Annotated in this window: 20 protein-coding genes; 17 read left to right on the top strand and 3 right to left on the bottom strand. The window is 35.6% G+C overall.

All coding sequences use genetic code 11. The annotated features are described in order from the left end of the window. Positions 1-113: 113 nt before the first annotated feature. From AC4BHA_RS02285 to AC4BHA_RS02265, 5 genes are all read left to right on the top strand, one after another. Entirely contained in the window at positions 114-1,724 is a 1,611-nt protein-coding gene (locus AC4BHA_RS02285) for an ATP-binding protein (RefSeq protein WP_490551370.1), read from the top strand. A gap of 125 nt (positions 1,725-1,849) precedes the next feature. Next, positions 1,850-2,950 (top strand): metallophosphoesterase, encoded by a 1,101-nt coding sequence (locus AC4BHA_RS02280; RefSeq protein ID WP_490551371.1) that lies wholly within the window; start codon positions 1,850-1,852, stop codon positions 2,948-2,950. 157 nt (positions 2,951-3,107) lie between these two features. Next, on the top strand, positions 3,108-3,692 hold the full coding sequence (locus AC4BHA_RS02275; protein WP_175354300.1) for an SCO family protein: 585 nt from the start codon (positions 3,108-3,110) through the stop codon (positions 3,690-3,692). Between the two features lie 94 nt (positions 3,693-3,786). Further along, entirely contained in the window at positions 3,787-4,650 is an 864-nt protein-coding gene (locus AC4BHA_RS02270; protein WP_490551374.1) for an SGNH/GDSL hydrolase family protein, read from the top strand. After that, on the top strand, positions 4,625-5,221 hold the full coding sequence (locus AC4BHA_RS02265) for a YpmS family protein (RefSeq protein ID WP_490558104.1): 597 nt from the start codon (positions 4,625-4,627) through the stop codon (positions 5,219-5,221). The genes AC4BHA_RS02270 and AC4BHA_RS02265 overlap by 26 nt, the downstream gene beginning before the upstream one ends. Before the next feature lie 53 nt (positions 5,222-5,274). Here the strand turns inward: AC4BHA_RS02265 and AC4BHA_RS02260 are convergent, their stop codons facing one another. Next, positions 5,275-6,012, bottom strand: a complete 738-nt coding sequence (locus AC4BHA_RS02260) for a DUF4397 domain-containing protein (protein WP_490551376.1) — start codon at positions 6,010-6,012, stop codon at positions 5,275-5,277. 163 nt (positions 6,013-6,175) lie between these two features. On the opposite strand from AC4BHA_RS02260, the gene msrA reads away from it, so the two are divergent. The 3 genes from msrA to AC4BHA_RS02245 all read left to right on the top strand — a co-directional run bounded on the left by msrA (position 6,176) and on the right by AC4BHA_RS02245 (position 8,221). Continuing rightward, positions 6,176-6,703, top strand: a complete 528-nt coding sequence (gene msrA / locus AC4BHA_RS02255; RefSeq protein ID WP_066107124.1) for a peptide-methionine (S)-S-oxide reductase MsrA — start codon at positions 6,176-6,178, stop codon at positions 6,701-6,703. A gap of 35 nt (positions 6,704-6,738) precedes the next feature. Beyond that, a complete protein-coding gene (gene msrB / locus AC4BHA_RS02250) occupies positions 6,739-7,128 on the top strand; it encodes a peptide-methionine (R)-S-oxide reductase MsrB (protein ID WP_066107820.1) in 390 nt (129 codons plus the stop codon). A gap of 316 nt (positions 7,129-7,444) precedes the next feature. Further along, the gene (locus AC4BHA_RS02245; protein ID WP_490558103.1) at positions 7,445-8,221 is read left to right on the top strand and encodes a DUF7683 domain-containing protein; all 777 of its coding nucleotides are present in this window, start codon (positions 7,445-7,447) and stop codon (positions 8,219-8,221) included. Positions 8,222-8,339: 118 nt separating this feature from the next. Here the strand turns inward: AC4BHA_RS02245 and AC4BHA_RS02240 are convergent, their stop codons facing one another. Next, complete coding sequence (locus AC4BHA_RS02240) at positions 8,340-9,440, bottom strand: SGNH/GDSL hydrolase family protein (protein WP_490558102.1); 1,101 nt, start codon at positions 9,438-9,440, stop codon at positions 8,340-8,342. 148 nt (positions 9,441-9,588) lie between these two features. On the opposite strand from AC4BHA_RS02240, the gene AC4BHA_RS02235 reads away from it, so the two are divergent. The 9 genes from AC4BHA_RS02235 (at position 9,589) to AC4BHA_RS02195 (ending at position 18,897) form a co-directional block, all read left to right on the top strand. Then, complete coding sequence (locus AC4BHA_RS02235; RefSeq protein ID WP_066107118.1) at positions 9,589-9,750, top strand: YjcZ family sporulation protein; 162 nt, start codon at positions 9,589-9,591, stop codon at positions 9,748-9,750. 209 nt (positions 9,751-9,959) lie between these two features. After that, positions 9,960-11,423: an NAD(P)/FAD-dependent oxidoreductase gene (locus tag AC4BHA_RS02230; protein WP_066107115.1), complete on the top strand. Its 1,464-nt coding sequence runs from the start codon at positions 9,960-9,962 to the stop codon at positions 11,421-11,423. 305 nt (positions 11,424-11,728) lie between these two features. Further along, positions 11,729-11,968 (top strand): YozE family protein, encoded by a 240-nt coding sequence (locus AC4BHA_RS02225; protein ID WP_308810532.1) that lies wholly within the window; start codon positions 11,729-11,731, stop codon positions 11,966-11,968. A 102-nt stretch (positions 11,969-12,070) separates the two neighbouring features. Next, entirely contained in the window at positions 12,071-13,825 is a 1,755-nt protein-coding gene (locus tag AC4BHA_RS02220) for an ATP-binding protein (RefSeq protein ID WP_139891806.1), read from the top strand. Positions 13,826-14,101: 276 nt separating this feature from the next. Beyond that, the gene (locus tag AC4BHA_RS02215) at positions 14,102-14,800 is read left to right on the top strand and encodes a germination protein YodN (protein ID WP_066107111.1); all 699 of its coding nucleotides are present in this window, start codon (positions 14,102-14,104) and stop codon (positions 14,798-14,800) included. Between the two features lie 225 nt (positions 14,801-15,025). Beyond that, a complete protein-coding gene (locus AC4BHA_RS02210; RefSeq protein ID WP_066107108.1) occupies positions 15,026-15,346 on the top strand; it encodes a YodL domain-containing protein in 321 nt (106 codons plus the stop codon). Positions 15,347-15,448: 102 nt separating this feature from the next. After that, entirely contained in the window at positions 15,449-16,153 is a 705-nt protein-coding gene (gene deoD, locus AC4BHA_RS02205; RefSeq protein WP_148629813.1) for a purine-nucleoside phosphorylase, read from the top strand. A 389-nt stretch (positions 16,154-16,542) separates the two neighbouring features. Further along, complete coding sequence (locus tag AC4BHA_RS02200) at positions 16,543-17,352, top strand: M15 family metallopeptidase (protein ID WP_490558101.1); 810 nt, start codon at positions 16,543-16,545, stop codon at positions 17,350-17,352. A gap of 63 nt (positions 17,353-17,415) precedes the next feature. Next, complete coding sequence (locus AC4BHA_RS02195) at positions 17,416-18,897, top strand: S41 family peptidase (RefSeq protein ID WP_262365971.1); 1,482 nt, start codon at positions 17,416-17,418, stop codon at positions 18,895-18,897. An 82-nt stretch (positions 18,898-18,979) separates the two neighbouring features. Here the strand turns inward: AC4BHA_RS02195 and AC4BHA_RS02190 are convergent, their stop codons facing one another. After that, positions 18,980-19,228 (bottom strand): DNA alkylation repair protein, encoded by a 249-nt coding sequence (locus AC4BHA_RS02190; RefSeq protein ID WP_066107097.1) that lies wholly within the window; start codon positions 19,226-19,228, stop codon positions 18,980-18,982. Positions 19,229-19,365 lie beyond the last annotated feature (137 nt).

The following is a 19,365-nucleotide window of genomic DNA, read 5'->3' as shown; positions in this document are numbered from 1 at the left end:
GATGGAGATAGTGTATTTTTTTTGGATTTTGTTATTATTTTATATTTATTACAGGAAAACTGCCTAATTTTGTCTAATTATAGATAGATACTATGAAATTGTGTGAGGGATCTATGAAGAATATAAAAAAGCCGATGTCAATCAAACGCAAAATTTTGACGCTAATAGTTTTGATAATGCTCATTACTATCATTCTTATCTCAATTATTGGGTATAAATTAATTAATGGTTATACAGAAGATATATTGTATGAAAGAGGTAAGGGGATGGTTATGGTTGGCTCATCAATGATTTCCTCCCGATTAATAAATGAAGCTTCAGTTAATACTGATTCCTCAATTGGTGCAAGGTCTAAACTGAAAACCTATCTAAACGAAATGGATAAACAGAGTAATCACTTATATTCCGGACATATTATTTTATATAACGAAAATAAAAAGCATTATGAAATCATCAGTGCATCAGATGGTACTCAACCTAATGGTATAAAGGAGGGGTCCCCCTTTATGCCAAGCAAACGAACCCTACCTTATATTCAAAAGGTCATACATGGTGAAAATCCGCAAATAACAGAAATATATAAGGAATCTTCGAATAAATGGGTCAATGCCTATGCTGGGATTGATGGATTAGAAGGGTCTAATAAAGCTATATTAGCGGTGACAATCAATGCAGATGAAGTGCTCACGAAAAACTTGTATTGGACACTCCTATTCATTGGAAGTATATTGATCATTTTTTGTATGGCATATGGTGTCCTTCATCATTATATAAATAAATTAATGAGCCCTGTTCATAAGCTGATTAAAGGGATAACGAAGGTAAGTCAGGGTGAGTTTAATATAAAGTTAACCGAAGATTCCTCAACAGATTTTGAGGAGCTTTTTGAACAATTCAACTTTATGGTTCACCAGCTTCATATTTTATTTGAAAAGCTTTCAATTACTTCAGTACAAATTGGTTCCAAATCTGATAATGAAATGCTGATTAATAATTTTGATGAAGCCATAAAGGAAATTGATAATATTGTATATAGGACGAGTATCCAAAAAGAGCTGCAACAAGCTGAAAAAATGAATGCCATTGGACAATTAGCAGCATCTGTTGCTCATGAGATTCGAAATCCTATGACCGTTGTGAAAGGATTTCTGCAAATCTTCCAAAATAAAAGCAAGTTATCTGAAGAGGAATTATCATATATAAAATTAATGGTGGACGAAATCAATCGGGCTGAAGGAATTATTAACGATTATCTATCTCTTGCCAAGCCGGACTTAGGATCGAAGGAATATGTGATGTTATCAGAGTTCTCCGCTCATATTGTTGATTTAATGAACGGATATGCCTTAATGGTCAGCAATATTCATTTACACTTCGAATTGGATTTTGACTTGGAAATATACATAAATACAAACGAAGTGAAGCAGGTATTAATCAATATTATGAAAAATGGGATTGAGGCAATGAAGGATGGCGGTGAACTGACTTTATCCATTCAGAAAGAAGAAGAGTGTATAGTCTTTTCGGTATCAGATACAGGTATTGGTATGAGTGAGGAACAAATAAAACGTTTAGGCACAGCCTTCTACTCATTAAAAGATAAAGGAACCGGCATTGGATTGATGGTTTGTTATCAAGTTATCGAGAGAATGAAAGGGAAAATTGAAGTCGAAAGTGAGAAAAACAAAGGTACAACATTTAAAGTTTATGTCCCTTTTAGTTGATATGGAATAAAATAAAAATCAAATAAATTAACAATCAAGAATAGGTAAGTCATAATAAAGTAGGATGTTACCTTATTAAACTAAAACGATAAAAATCATGTAAAAAGGAGTCTTTCGGAATACATATGTTCATTCTTATTCTGATTATTGCACTGCTGCTTTATGGTGGCCTCGTCTACTATATAGGCTGGCGGGGATATCGTTGGCTACGACCGGAATCTTCAAGCCGGCGATTTAAGATCCTATACAGCCTCATCATTATCCTTGCAGCAAGCTCATTTATAATTGGCCGCTTTTCTGGGCTGACATTTTTAAATATTGTTGGTGCTTATTGGATGGCATGCTTTTACTTACTGTTAATGCTAGTTCCTCTTGCTCATATTACAGTTATTCTCCTACGCCTGACACGGCTGCATCGGCCCAAAACGCAGTTATGGGCAGGGATCATCACTGTAGGGCTGTTAATAACATTTATGATATACGGTACATATAATGCCTATAGCCCAGTCGTACGCAACTATGAACTTAAGATGGATAAAGGTTCCTCGTCCCTTGAAAACTTACATATCGTATTGGCTGCAGATACACATTTTGGGTTGCTATCGGGTAAAGACCATGCGGAGCGTTTTGTAAAGAAAGTTAACGAGCTGAATCCTGATCTAATCCTTTTGCCTGGAGATTTATTTGACGATGATGTTCAACCATTCCTTGATCAGAAAATCGATCGGATATTATCCAAGCTACAGGCACCATATGGGGTGTATGCATCCCTTGGAAATCATGATAAGCACGATGGTACGATGCAGGAACTGATTGAAGCGGTAGAGCGCAGCGGAATTCAAGTGCTGTACGATGAAACCGTAGAGGTTAAAGAAGAATTCACTCTCATTGGGCGCAAGGATCGAACTGAGGAAGATAGGTTGCCTTTAGAAAAATTAATGAGCGGTGTAAATCTCGAAAAGCCCGCCATTTTGTTGGAACATCAGCCCTATGAACTTGATATTGCGCAGCAAGAAGGCGTTGACTTAATGGTTTCCGGTCATACCCATCGCGGCCAGATTTTTCCGGGAAATCTAATTACTGAAGCGATATATGAAAATGATTGGGGCTATTTAAAAAAGGGTCAGATGGACTCGATCGTAACATCCGGTTTTGGTTTTTGGGGACCGCCTATTCGGATTGGTACACGCTCTGAAATTGTGACGATTCAAATTCAGTTCGAGTAGGGTTTTATAACGAGTCAAAGAAACTCAAACGAAACTACCAATGTTTAAATCTCAAAAGGATAAAACAATCTGTCAATCAAAGGCAAAATACTTTTGTGAAAATACAGATTTTGATAAAATTAACAGTATTAGAGATTAAACACAGGGTGGTTAATTCATGAACTATTTTGGCAAAATAGCAATGGTATTTTTTCTGGTTTTCATTATTAATGGTTGCTCTCAACAAGAAATACCTAATGCGGTAAATTGGAAGGTAGAAGATTTTACTTTTACAGACCAAAATGAACAAAAAGTATCAAAAGGTGATTTAGAAGGAAAAGTATGGATCGCTGATTTTATCTTTACAAATTGCAATACAGTATGTTTGCCGATGACTTCCAATATGAAAAAGCTTCAAAATATGATTACTGAAGAAGGTCTTGAAGATGTACATTTTGTTTCCTTTAGTATCGATCCGGAAGTAGACAATCCTTCTATTTTGAAAAAATACGGGGAAAGCTTTCAGGCGAATTTCGATAATTGGAGCTTCTTAACAGGGTATGACCAAGAAACGATTGAAAGCCTGGCGAAGGATAGCTTTAAAGTATTGGTGCAGAAGCCTGCTGAAGGGGACCAGGTAATTCATGGAACGAGCTTTTCATTGGTCGATCAAGAGGGCACAGTTGTTCAGCAATATTCTGGTGTTGAAGGTATTCCATTCGAGGATATTATTAAACATATAAAAATACTACAGTCAAATTAGGGGCAGGGGAAACCTGTCTTTTTTTATATGATAAGGATATTTATTGTAACTATAATGAATATAATAAAGAGTAATCTTTAGGCAGGTGACAGCTATGTTTTGGAAAACCTTGATAACTGTGATTATGATATTTATGCTTTCAGGATGCAGTCCTTATCAATATTTTTTTGGAAAGCAAGTGGAAGAACATTCAGCCTCATCTATAACAAAAGCATTAAAGCGGGAAATTCCGAATGATTTCTTTCCAACCGATGTGAAGGTAGTTTCACTGGGGGATTCATTGACCCAGGGTGTTGGGGATAGCAGTGATCAAGGGGGATATATTCCTTATTTAGTCTCCTATTTAGAACAAAATAAGGGGATAAGAGAAGCGGAATTTACCAACCACGGTATCCGCGGCAATCGATCTTCAGATCTTTTAAGACGGCTGAATACGCCACAGTTAATAGCCGATATACAAACTTCTGATGCCATTATCATTACGATTGGCGGAAACGATATCATGAGAGTTGTAAAAGAACAATTTACAAATTTAACCATACAGGATTTTAATCTGGAAGCTATTCAATATGAAGAGCGACTGAAAGAAATCTTTAGTATAATTAGACAATATAATAAAGAAGCAGAAATTTATTTTGTTGGCTTGTATAACCCTTTCGGGAAATGGATATCAGCATTTCAGGAACTGGATATTATCATGGATGATTGGAATAGAGTCAGTGAGGGAATAGTTTCTGAGGATCCAAATGCTTTTTTTATCCGAATTGATGATGCATTCTCAAAATCAAATGAAAATCTTTTATACAAAGAGGATTATTTTCATCCGAATGACAAGGGCTATGAGATTATTGCTTCACGTATATATGAGAAAATGAAAGAGAGTACTGTTAAAAACATAAATACGATGAGGATGGTACAAGAGGGGGAGAAGAATGAGGAGAATCTTCAAAATAGATAACAAGTGGAAAGGACTTTTTTTGGGGCTATTGGCAATCAACCTAATTGCAGTCTGTGTTCTGATTTATTGGACGACTCGTCCGATAAAGGATGAAGAATCATTAAATAAACTAGCCACTAACGATGAAAAAGTAGAGATACCGTTTACATCCAATAAGGAAGACCTTAATCGGATTATTAATTATTATATTGAGGAAGAAAGCTCAGATAGTCCAATTAAATATGAGGTGCTATTAAAGGAAAGTCTTGAATTGTACGGAACACTATCCGCGTTTGGCAGAAATGTCGAAATCAAGGTGTTATTTGAACCAGTTACACTCACAAATGGGGATTTACTTTTAAAACATGAAGCTATTCAAATTGGCGGTATGAGCTTGCCGGCAACATTTGTATTGAATTATATTAACGAAAAATATGATACACCTGAATGGGTTATGATACGACCTAAAGAAAAAACCATATATTTGGCATTAAGCCAAATGGATCTTAAGAGTGGAATCACAATTAAAGCAAAGTCTTTTGATCTCAAAAATGATGAAATTAAGTTAAGTTTGTTAGTTCCGGTAGAATAATTGTAAAAAGAGGAATTGTACCATGAGTCCATGGATGCAATTCCTCTCATTTTTTAAATAAACACAATTTCCGGGTCTTTATGTTCGTTTCCCGAGCTTAAAATAACCATCGTATATATTTGGTCGGGATGCAGGGTGACGGAAAAAGGATCAAGAATCATTTCTTTCAATCTTGAACATTTCACTAAAATTTCTACTGTCATCGGAGTCAAGCCAAGATACGAGCTGGGCTTTTTATAGGCTAAATTAGAAAATATGGTATCTCCACCTGTTACAGCGATATCGATACCAGCTGAATCAGGATTTAGATTTAGGCAGTTTAACTTTGTCTCCCTGGTCGGAAGAGTAAGATTATCCTCGATTGAAAAGAGAGAATATCCTTTTTGATTTGCTGCAGCAATAATGGTATAAGGGGTTCCTTCTTTAATGTCTACTTTTCTGCTTAACAAAGCGGAATGTGATTGGCCGCTCGGATAAAGATCAAATTCATATTTCCCCTCAGGCAGTGATAAATAATGACTAACAGATTTAGAGGGGACGTTCTTGAAAATTCGTGTTCCGTTTATATATAAATCTATGCTTTTTACAGATGGAAGGGCATGAAAAAACCTTATCTTACCAAGCGTAGTCCGCTCATTTCCTGCCCCTTGATGAAGTAACTGATCCATATAATGCAGATGTCTATAGTAATACTTAATATACAAATCAGGATTTGTATATTTGTAATACTGGGAGAGTAAATCGTATTCCTTTGCCTTCTGATAATAGCTTTGTCCATTCATAGAGGACATTGGTCTCACTCCTTGCACTTCCAAATTATATTCTAGCTATATGCAAGAGAGCTTAGGCATGTGTCTTTATATGAGAAAAGTCTTAAGCAAACCATTTTCTTAATTAACAATAAAAGGGTAGAATATCTATACGTTTATAAATATAAACTCAAAAGGGGGTAGGATGATGGAAAAAGCAATATTTGCCGGTGGGTGTTTTTGGTGCATGGTAAAACCCTTTGACACATTTCCAGGAGTAAAAAGTGTTATTTCAGGCTATACAGGCGGACATAAAGAAAATCCTACTTACGAGGAAGTTTGTTCAGGTAGTACTGGACATGTAGAAGCAGTAGAAATTACATTTGATCCCGCTATTATAAAATATAAATCAATTGTGGAGCTATTCTGGCAGCAAATTGACCCAACAGATGCGGGCGGACAATTTTGTGATCGAGGAGACTCCTATAAGACAGCCATTTTCTATACAACCGAGGAACAAAAGGAAATTGCGGAGCAATCCAAAAAAGAGTTGGGTAACAGCGGTAGATTTACAAAGGAAATTGTAACACCGATTCTTCCTGCCAAAACCTTTTATCCAGCTGAGGAGTACCATCAGCATTTCTATAAGAAGAATAAAGATCATTATGAATCCTATCAAGTAGGTTCAGGGCGTTCTGGGTTTATTAAAGAGCATTGGGGTGAAAATAATTGACCAATTATTCTGATCGTCTAAAAGAACTAACACCTATGCAATATGACGTAACCCAGCGAAGTGGTACAGAACCGCCTTTTCGAAATGAATACTGGGACAACCAACAAGAAGGGATCTATGTGGATATCGTTTCGGGAAAGCCACTCTTCAGTTCAAAGGATAAATATGACGCGGGGTGTGGTTGGCCAAGTTTCACAAAACCTATTGATGAGTCTGAAGTAATCGAAAAGGACGACTATTCACACGGCATGCGTCGCGTAGAAGTCCGGAGTAATGAAGCGGATTCTCATTTAGGTCATGTATTCCCCGACGGTCCGGGTCCTGCAGGGATAAGATACTGCATTAATTCTGCTGCACTAAAGTTTATACCAAAAGAAGAATTGGAAAAAGAAGGATACGGGCGATATGTAAAGTTGTTCAGCTGATATTAAATTGTAAAGGATTATCTCTCTAAGTGAGGACACCGTTGCCTGCTTGGGTGATTATCCTTTTTGTTATGTAATCCGTATTCGTAATAGAGCAAATGGGTTTTGGAAAATGTGAATCTGTTATTTTTTCTTTATGATATATTTTTACATCATATACCTAACGGGTTCTCGTTTCATTTTAAGAGCTTTTATAGCCTTAAATTCCCTTGCAAAACACGAGATGTTAAAAAGAAAACTCCTGCAATTTGGAATTTCAATATGAAATTTAATGTAAATGATATACTTTACTTACGGAGAATGGAGGAGGGGCAGGGTGGTTAAACAAATAAATTTTCAGTGGTGTGTCACAAAGTTTAATCCTGATTTTAGGGATGAAAATGGGTACTATACCATAGCGGAGGAATGGACTTGTCCTTCTGAAATAGGGGAATTTATTAATGGGAAGGAATTCACTTTTCATGAATATCTTCAGATTGAGACAGCTTATATAAATTCCATGATTAAATTCATGGAGGAAAGTAATATTGATTCACTAAGAATTTTGCAATTGGATAAGAAGATTTCTGAAGAAGACCTTACATCACCTTTATACGAACAGGAATTTGAAAAGCTGGTTCTCAAAGAAGACCTGTTGGTAAACAAAAATGAATTGCGTTTGATTTGCAAAATGATTTTGCGAAATTTTATATGGTGTAAGCTCTATAGTAAAGATCAATTCTTCATACACTTTGGCTATGATTACTATATGTATATTGGGTCTAATGTAAATTGTCAATCCGCTATTCAATTTGCTGAAAGTAATGGACTGTTTGTTGAACAATGTACGTCGCCATATTTTTTCTCTGAGGAAGAAACAACTAGGATGATTCAATGGAACGAAATTAGTGATGAAGATAAGATCGTTATTGGTGAAGAGGAACTAGTATCTATTCCATTAGATGACTATCGCAGGATTTTCAACCTATCAGCAGAGCATCCAGTTACAGGCTACTTTAAAATAGAAAAAGAACAAATAGGATTTTTTCAAACATTTTTGAAGCACAGGATGAATTTTTGTAAATATGAGTATTGCTTTTGCGGTGAAAAGTAATTGAAAAGAGGAAGCATATTCGCTTCCTCTTTTGCTGTTACGTGTTATTTTTTCTAGTGGAAAATGAATTGAGATTCTAAATTCAAAAAGAGAAACCGTAACAAACAGTAGTTCCTTATTAATCTTTATCCTTTTCAAGTATCCCAGAAATCCTAATATAAGATTCGTTCGTTGAATTGTATTTACTTTGAAGTCCGGTAGGAACAATCTTTAGTTCATGTGTACCTTCCCCGAGGTTATTGGCCAGATAAATATATCTTTCTTTTTGAAAGGGCCACCAAGTACTGATGGTACTATGAAATTGATCGTCTATATAAATATCAGCCGTACCGCCATCTGGACCGCGCAGTAAAACGGCACCAACGATTGGTCCTTTAAATTGATAGATTAATTGACTCTTTTCTTTATTTGAATGCAGATATCCATTATGTTTCGTAAACCCATAATTATGATTGTATCGATCATTCATTTTTAATTGATAATCGTTTTGAATATATTTGGCTTTTGGCAGAGGCACTGATTTTTGTTCGTTATCCAATGTACTAAGGGTTTTAAAGATTTCATTCGCATATAAAGAGTACCCTTTTCCATTTGGATGAACTGAGTCCTTTGTTAACTCAGAAATTGATAATGGCGACTGTTTAAAGATTGGTCGCATGTCTACTGGGACAGCTCCATAATACTTGCTGATATCCTTGATTATTTGGGCAAACCCCTCATCCGGCAAGCTGCTCTCGATTACAGTTATAACGTTTGCTTGTGGTGCACTGATTTTTACGTGCCTGATTAGATTCTCATACAATTCGGCAAAATCGTCTTTCAGCATGTATTTCCTGTCATTTTCACCAAAAACAATGAAGATTAAATCTGTGTATGGGGAAACCTTTGTTTCTTGCAATTTATAGATGCCTTCAAATGAAGTGGCACCGCTTTGAACAATATATTGTCCGTTCATTTTGCTTCCATATTTCTCATGAATCATGTTTTCTAATTGGGAGAACCAAGTAAGTTCAGGCTTTTCTGCTCCCGATCCGCGACCAATACTGTCACCTAATACTAAATAGCGAATTTTTTGTCCATTCTCTAATTTATCCATTAAGCCTTGTGTTTGGCTTTTGCTGTAAAATACATTAAAACTGAAAAAAAACAATAAACCTGTGGCAACCATCACAACAAGTAATAACCCTTGCTTGCGTTTGAAAATACGATTAACCCCCATTTTTCTTTCTATAATCTAGTCTGATGTTACAATAATGTTACAATATTTACGTAAAAAAGGCAATCAAATTAGGCGAATGCACATACCTAAAGGGCGAATAACACATATAGTAAAAATGTAATGATGAACTTCTAAAGGAGTGAAACAAATGTATTACGGTGGTCAAGATGGATGTTTCAGCGGTTGCGGTGGATATGGTTACGGTGGAGGTTACGGACACGGAGGAGGTTTTGGTTCCGGATTCGCATTGATTGTTGTGTTATTTATCCTCCTTATTATTATCGGTGCTTCTTTCTGCAGCCCTTGCTGATTAAAGGGAAAAAGGACGGTTATCCGTCCTTTTTTAATGGATTGGTAAAAAAATATCTTATGTTTGGATAAAAACTACATATAAACACTTTAAAGGCGAACAAAAATATAATTTACAAAAATAATGTTCGTATTTTTTGTTGACGGTTCATGTTCGCTTTGGTATGATTTTTAGTGCGGAGCAGACCTATAAATGGAGGAGATCCTCATATGAAAACGAATTATGATGTAATTATCGTGGGTGCCGGTCCTGCCGGAATATTTGCTGCCTACGAATTTACTCTAAAATTACCGGAAGCGAAGGTTCTTTTAATTGATAAAGGTCATGATATATATAGACGGAACTGCCCAATATTACAGAAGAGAATAGTTAAATGTCCGCCACCTACTAATCGAAAGAGCTTTGCGGGTTGTTTGCCTGCTTGTTCCATTACGAACGGATTTGGTGGAGCTGGTGCGTATTCTGACGGGAAATTTAATATTACAAGCGAATTTGGCGGGTGGATGACAGATTATTTATCAAAAAATCAAGTTGTGGAACTGATAAAATATGTAGATGCAATTAACATAAAGCATGGTGCTACTGATACGCTTACGAATCCAATGAGTGAAGAAGTGCGCCGAATTGAGAAGTCAGGCTATGCAGCAGGGTTAAAGCTATTGCGAGCTTATGTACGTCATTTAGGAACGGAACAGAATCTTGAAATTTTAAAAAGTATTTATGAATATTTAAAAGACAGAATAGATATGGTTTTTAAGGCAGAAGTAGAAGATGTATTAACTGAAAAGCAGGATAACCAATATGTAGCCAAAGGAATTGTTCTTAAAGATGGAGAAAAGCTATATTCTGATTATGTCGTGGTCGCACCGGGGAGAGACGGTTCCAAATGGTTAACAGAGATTCTTAAAAAACGTAAATTTAAAATGACGAGTAACCAGGTTGACATTGGTGTGAGGGTTGAAACATCCAATGTGGTAATGGAAGAAATCAATAAACATTTATATGAAGGTAAATTTATCTACAATACCTCTGTTGGTACGCAGGTTCGCACATTCTGCTCCAATCCTTCCGGGCATGTTGTAGTTGAAAATCATTCTGGAATTATGCTGGCGAATGGTCATGCTTATAAAGATCCTGAACTTGGCAGTGATAATACAAACTTTGCATTACTGGTATCCCATAAATTTTCTGAGCCGTTTGATAAGCCTACAGAATATGCCCATGAGATATCAAAACTGGCAAATGCCCTTTCAAATGGCGGTTTAATTATTCAAAAGTACGGCGATATTTTAAAAGGAAGACGATCTACTGTTAAGAGAATAAAAGAAGGTTTTATCGAGCCTACTTTGAAAGAAGCAGTTCCAGGAGATTTAGGCTTGGTTTTACCCTACAATACAATGAAAAGTTTAATAGAAATGACCGAAGCATTAAATAAAGTAACGCCAGGATTAGCATCTGAGCACACATTGTTTTATGGAGTAGAGGCAAAATTCTACTCAGCAAGACCAAATTTAGATGAGCACTTTCAGTCAGACATATTAAATTTATATGTAGGTGGAGACGGAGGCGGTATTACAAGGGGATTAGCGCAGGCAAGTGCCTGTGGGGTCTGGGTAGCGCGTGATATTATCCGTAAAGTTCAGGAAGTAAAAGTAGAACCGGTTTTAGTATAATGAAAACCTCGGATTATTCCGAGGTTTTTTTGTGAATTAATGTTATTCTGCAACATTTAATTGTTTTATAATATATGGAAATGTATTGTATTCATGTATACTTGTTACAGAATAGAAAGAAGAATTATCCGCAATATACATAGTACCAAAAAGATTTGGTGTCATTGTTGATTAACAAAATTATTATATAAATGAAGGTAATTCGTATCATTATTCGCGTGAAGTACCCCAAATCAACAAGGTAAATAATAGCATTATGTAGTTTTTTTAGGTAATATGTATAATGCATAATTAATGTTAAATGAGTGGAGCGAAAGCAAGTGAAATCTTTTTATCGATTTTTAAACACATATAGGCATGCCCTGGAGAAAAGTGAGATGTCCATGTTTGCTGAAAATGTTTTTCATGATCCCGGTTTTCCTAAGAATTCGTCTGATTATCATGAAATAAGTCTGTATCTAGAAATGAATGTTGACTATATATTGGACATGAGCCTATTTGACGATGCCTGGAATCTTTACCTTCAGCATATTGGTGAGTTATAGTTTGTAGAAAATCAGATTAACCATATCAAAGCTTTATTAAATTTTTAGTAGGATTCTTAGCTTTTTAGCAATTGAATTTAACAGAAAGAAACAGGTGTTCCTATGCCAGTTCGATTACAAACCCGTTTGTTAAGTTATTCTCTTATTATTTCAACGGTTCCTTTACTATGCCTTGGGATTATTTCGTATTCGACCCAGCGATCGTTAATTGAAAATCAAGTTAGAATGACATTGCGAACGGCCGCTTACCATGCGGCAGATACAACAGATCGTTTTATAGATGAGAGAATCAGTGATCTAGTTTATTTAAGTCGGCATTCCGATATAGAAAGTGACAATAAAACGCATTCATTGAATTTTTTGAAGGAATATGTTGAATCAAAGCCGATTTACTCTGGATATATCTATGTTAATAAGGACGGGGATGTAATTCCCTCGGAGGAGTATAATGATATCACTCCTTATTTTATAAATAGTAAATCCTTCGAAAAATCAAGTGCAGGCATTCAGTATTTGTCTAAAGTGTATAAATTAGATCGTGAAAAGCCATTTTTTTTGATTAGCACACCAATTTATACGAATGATAATGAAATAAATGGAGTATTTGCTCCAACATTTAATTTATTTCATCTGTGGAAAACGATAGAGTCCAATTTAACACTTGAGCGTGAAAAATTTCCTTATACAGCTTTTATGATTAATCACGAGGGCTGGATTGTATCAGAGCAAAATGAAGATAATATTATGAAAACAAACTTTCTGGAGGAAAATAATCTTTCACTAGATGAATTGATTTACTCTGATAAGCAAAATGAATTAATTCAATCTAAGGATGGCAAGCAGTTATTTGCTGTGAAACCAATCAAGGAAAGAACTGATGCCCAGGAGCAGTGGTATGTGGTTACCGAAGCTAGTAAAAAAGTTGTATATGCTCCATTGCTGCAATTAATTGATCGTTATCTAATGATAGGGTTAATACTGCTGATTGGTATTTTACTATTTGTCTATTATATATCTAAAACAGTAGTTAAGCCTGTTGTCAGGATGGCAGAAGGTGTGGAGAGATATACGAACGGAAAAAAATATAACCAAATTGAAAGTACATATCATGAGCTAAATGTACTTAATAGGGCCTTTATTTCCATGATAGAAACCTTGGAACAACGGGAAAAGGAGATTCTCAGAACGGAGAAGCTTAAATATGTTGGCCAATTAGCGGCCGGAGTAGCCCATGAAATCAGAAATCCTATTACGACGATTCGGGGGCTTTTCCAACTATTAAGAGATCATCCCTATGATGAAAAAATATTTAAAAATTATATTGATATCATTATAGAAGAATTAAACCGTATGAATAGAATAGTCGGCGAATTATTGAATCTATCAAAACCATATCAATTACTCTTGAAAAAATATTCAGTTACTGAGTTGATTGAAGAAATTATTTTACTGCAAAGAGCGGAGTTAAATAAAAATAATATTACAATATTAAAAGATATTCATCATGAAGGAATCATTTATACAGATCGAAATCGTCTTTATCAAGTAATTTTAAATATAATCCAAAATTCTCGAGATGCTATGAAAGATGGCGGAACGATCAGCATTTTAACAGATTGTTTTGAGAATAAAATGAAATTAATCATTAAGGATAATGGACCGGGTATTCCAGCAGAAACGTTATCCAAGCTTGGTACCCCATTCTTTACGACTAAAGAAAATGGTACCGGATTAGGACTGGCAACGAGCATGAAAATCATGGAAGAGTTAAAAGGTACATTTGAAGTAACAAGCGTAGAAGGAGAAGGAACGAGCGTTATTCTAACCATTCCTTCCGATGAAGATATTTCTACTTAACTATCGCATGAAAATTTCATGGCAATCTGCTTATTCATATTTACTTGAATAAGTGGATTGCTTTTCTTTTTTACGAAAAAGATTGTATTAGTTGAAATTAAAAACTATGTCTTTTTCCGACAGTCATAGAATGGGTCCCCAATTTAATCCTTTTACTGAATCAAGTCTTGTTTTTTCGGGAAGATGGCTAAAAGAGTTTAAATAATAGGCTTCCCCTCAATTAAAGAGCTGCATATACTGATAAAAATTCTACCCGAACTGCGAGGGGTGGCAGCAATGGGCAAGCGTAATAAACCGAAGTTTGCAATTGGTAATTCAGTAGTCATACTTGTGAACGGAATCGTGGGTAAAGTGAAGTCTGTTCAGGAATTTAATCAAACCTATGTATATGAGGTCCAAGGTGCTGATGGAGTATTTACGGAATCATCCTTAATGCTTGTTGAGGATTTTGAAGGGCTTTTATTTGAAGCAGAACATGTAAATATTGATTACAAGTATTTTTTTGGAGATTTAGTGCAAGTGAAAGGGTATGGAAAGGAAATCTTTAAAGTCATTGGGTTTCGAACTGAAATTTGGAGATATAAAGAAGAATCGTGGGAAGATATTATTTATGAATTATCTAGAATTACAGACAATGAATGGCTAGAATGCAATGAGGATGATTTGATTTTTCTTGCAGATGCGAAAGATGCAGAACAATTTTTGAAGAAACATGCTCTTAATCAAAAATTGAAATCAAATCAGTATAAGAAACTAACAGAGCCCTCACCGCTCGCACATTTAAATAAAAATGGTAACCAGGAGTCTGATCATCAAGAGAAAATTAATCATCTTCTCGATATTTATAATGATTATCGAATTTTACGTGACATGTTTGGTGATGAAACCTATGGGAAAGTGATGAAAACTGCTATAAAAAAACTAGAAAAATTAGTGGCCGATCAAACAACAAGAGAGAAAAAAGAGCCTCACTAAACAAAAAACAGACTTCTCCTGGTCTGTTTTTTGATTTAACAAATATATGCAGATTGTAAATTGTTCTCTAACCACAGGGGTGTAAGCATTTAACAGCATACTTTATAAGAAAAGACTAGGCCAAAACTCATAAATTTAGGATTCGACAAAACTAGAAGTTTTTCATTGCAGGAATTTGTTATAGGAAGGGTAAATTTAAATAACAAACGTATTAGGAGGGAAATTATGCTTAAACAAAGAATTTTAAAGTGGTCGGCTTTGCGAAGAAGAGAATATGAAATCGCCATTTTTCAAACAGAACACCCTCGGGATAAGAAAGGATATAAACAGGTATATCAAGGCTACATAGATGGAGAAAGTCATACGGAAGTCATTAATAAATTGTTTAGAAAGTTTAATATAAGAGATTTAATACCTGAGAATTATAAGGGAAGAACCATATCAAGTGGTGATATCATTATGATCGGGGATAAGTACGAGAAAAAGAGTTATTACCAGCTTCAATCTGGCGGTTGGGCTGTAGTGAACCGAATTCACGTTTGTTAAAATCTGAATTATCGGTAACTTTATCTTTTTAAAAAGCCTATGGTATAGTTATAGTTGAATATAGACATTTTTGTCTTTACATAAAGGAGGAAATATTCAAACATGAGTATACATATAGGCGCTAAAGAAAACGAAATCGCAGAAGCTGTGCTATTGCCGGGAGATCCATTGAGAGCAAAATATATAGCTGAAACATTTTTGGAAAATCCTGTTTGTTATAATGAAGTTAGAAACATGTTTGGTTATACTGGGACTTATAAAGGGAAAAAAGTGTCTGTTCAAGGGACAGGTATGGGAATTCCATCCATCTCTATTTATGTAAATGAATTGATGCAAAGCTATGGTGTACAAAAATTAATTCGTGTAGGAACATGCGGTGCGATTCAAAAAGATGTAAAAGTGAGAGATGTTATTTTAGCCATGACATCATCAACTGATTCCAATATGAATAAATTACTTTTTGATGGAATCGACTTTGCCCCTACAGCTGATTTTGGCTTATTAAAAAAGGCATATGACACAGGTGTGGAAAAAGGCCTTAATTTAAAAGTTGGTAATGTATTTACTGCAGATCAATTTTACAATGATAAAGCAGACCATGAAAAATGGGCACAATATGGCATCCTAGCCATTGAGATGGAAACCACTGCGTTATACACTTTAGCTGCTAAATATGGCAGACAAGCATTATCCATTCTTACTGTCAGTGACCATATCCTTACAGGTGAAGAAACTACAGCTGAAGAGAGACAAACGACATTTAATGACATGATCGAAGTTGCTTTAAATACTGCTATTGAATCTTAATATTATAAAAACAAGAAAGCTCTGGTGAAAACCAGAGCTTTTTTTTATAATTGTACTATTGATGTATTATTTGAATTTTTGTATTGGATTATCAACTTAGATTTTTAAAAAAAACCGAGCAGGTTTGGAACATTTCAGCTATACTTGAAAAGGATTGGCGGAAAAATCAATATATCACTATTTAAAGCAAATGTATTCGAGTGACCAAATAGTACACTCCTTGATGACTAACAACCTGTTTGAATCTTCAGAAACTTAGTGTATTACAAACAAAACTTAAAAACATATCAATTTAAAAAGTTACTAAAATAATAAATAACATAGGCTGATTTAATGGGTTTTTTTGAAACAATAAACAGCTAGAGAGAGAGAATTGTGAGGGACGAGAAATGAGAAAGATACTTCTTGGGATGATGATGGCAACGGCTTTATTACTCACAGCATGTAATGATTTATCCATTGACACAGATCAATCGAAAAAAGAAGAGAATGAAAACCATACGCAGCAAACGATTGGAAATGAACAAGGGAATCAAGGGTCGGAAGAGGATGATAATAGTGTGAATCTGGCGGCTGAATTCTTAAATGATATTATGATTGAGGATGGAGTGAACTATATCCAAAATCCTGATAATATTCTTGTATTGGTAAATAAAGAAAATAGTCTGCCGATTGGTTACCGAGCAGATGATTTGGTGAAACCGAATGTTACTTTTTCGTTTATAGGAGAGCATGAAAAACAGCTGATGAGAAAGGAAGCTGCAGAGGCGCTTGAGAAGATGTTTACTGCAGCCAATGAAGAGGGAGTACAATTAGCAGCCGTGTCAGGTTTTCGTTCCTATGAAAGACAGGTACAGCTATATAATGCGGAAATTGAAGCATCCGGTATAGAGTATGCCCAACAATCGGTAGCGGAGCCTGGTAAGAGTGAGCATCAAACAGGTCTAACAATGGATGTATCGAGTGCAGAGAATAATTATCAGCTTAATGAAGATTTTGGCTCTACAACAGCCGGACAATGGCTTGCCCAAAATTCTGCAGAATATGGATTCATCATCCGCTATCCAAAGGGTGACGAGAAAACAACAGGGTATATGTATGAGCCCTGGCATATTAGATATGTGGGAAAAGCCTATGCCACTGATATGAAAAAACGCGGCTTGACCTTGGAGGAATACATCCAGCTGGCAACAGAGTAGGATATCATTTGGAGTTCTGATATAATATAGTTAATTTTAAGGCAGTATAGTTCAGTGAAAGTGGTGAACCAGTTGGATTCAGAACAAGATCAAGAACAAGCAAACAAGCCGAAGGGCTATATTAAAGTTAGATGGATTTATCTTATTTTAGGATCAGCTTTACTCATTATCCTTAGTGTTTTTGCAACAAGGTACATAATGGATAACACACAACAATCAACATCAGGAATCAAGATTCCGCTTAGCGGATCTAAAAACGATATGGAGAAAATCAAAAGTGCTATGGATACCTTGGAAAATAGTTATTTCCAAGAAGTGGACCGCGATAAATTAATTGATGGTGCCATTAATGGAATGGTAGAATCACTTGATGATCCATATTCGGACTTTATGACACAAGAAGAAGCCGCCAGCTTTCATGAAAGCATTTCCTCTTCTTTTGAGGGAATTGGGGCAGAAATAATGTCAGAAAATGAACAAATTGTAATTGTTTCACCGATAAAAGGTGCACCTGCTGAGAAAGCCGGATTAAAAGCGGGTGATATTATTTTAAAAGTAAATGATAAAAGCCTGCAAGGGATGTCGTCCAGCGATGCCGTGCTCTTAATCCGTGGGAAAAAAGGGACGGAGGTTAATTTAGTAATCCAGCGTCCCGGTGCAAGTAAGACAATGAACGTTAAAATAATACGTGATACAATTCCTGTAAATACAGTTTATAAAGAGAACTTAACGGATGATATTGCAAACATACAGATAACCAGCTTTTCTGAGAATACAGCTGAAGAGCTTGAAAAAGTATTACGTGAAGTGGAAGAGCAAGGTATGAAGGGAATTGTGCTTGATTTAAGACAAAACCCGGGCGGATTGCTTGACCAAGCTGAAAAAATAGCGAATATGTTTGTTCCAGCCGGTGAAAATCTCGTACAGATTGAAGACCGCAGCGGGAATAAACAAGTAGCAAAAGCGACAGATACCGGTTATAAATTTAAATTGTCAACGGCTGTACTAATTGACGAAGGCAGTGCCAGTGCTTCTGAAATAGTGGCTGCAGCGTTAAATGAATCTGCTGATATTCCGATTATTGGTGTGAAGTCATATGGGAAGGGAACTGCTCAATCAGCAATGGACTTCACAGATGGATCCAATTTGAAGTTTACGTATGCAAAATGGCTGACACCGGATGGCAACTGGATTCATAAAAAAGGAATCAAGCCGGACATTACTGTCAAAATGCCTGATTATGCAAATTTATCGTTTATTGATCCTGAGGAAAAGCTAGAGCTTTCAAAAATGTCGCCAGAAGTTGAGAATGCTGAAAAAATGCTTAAAGCACTTGGATATAATCCAGGTAAAGCCGATGGATATTTTGATGAGAACACTGTAACAGCGGTTAAAAAGTTCCAAAAGGATCATGATTTAAAAGAAACAGGTATGATCCAGGGAGACACCACAAATAAATTAATGAATGAATTAAGAAATAAAATTACTGAAGAAGATCCACAGCTAGAAGCAGCTAAGAAAAAATTGGCTGAGGATATAAAATAAAAAAATCGCTTCTCCATTCCAGGAGAGGCGATTTTTTTGGTTAATGTTTCAGGAAAGAATATGAATGTGCTTTGAATCAACATTATTTAAACGAGCGTTCACCAAATGCAATAAATGTTTTTTCATCTTCAATTAAACCGCAGGCAGCGCACTGGATTCTTCTGACAGGTCCATTATAGGGTAAATGAAAGGCGTCTAATTCATCGTCTGCGTACATTTGAATAACAGTGCCTGATTGGGGATCAAGTTTCACGTAAATGGGAGTTTGTTCAATCACATTAAAACGTGACCGGTTTGTTTTACAGTTTGGACAACAATATGGATGGCTCACATGTCTAACCTCCTTTTAGTATAGGTTTTGTAACCTCATCCAGAAATATACAAGTAGGGAATAAAGAAAAAAATGAGAAAGAGAAAACCTGAATATTTGGTGAATTTTTCAACTAATTACTGGTCTCTAATTCCAGT

This window comes from Pradoshia sp. Z3_51 (assembly GCF_058215915.1).
This window is presented reverse-complemented; position numbering and strand designations above follow the sequence as displayed.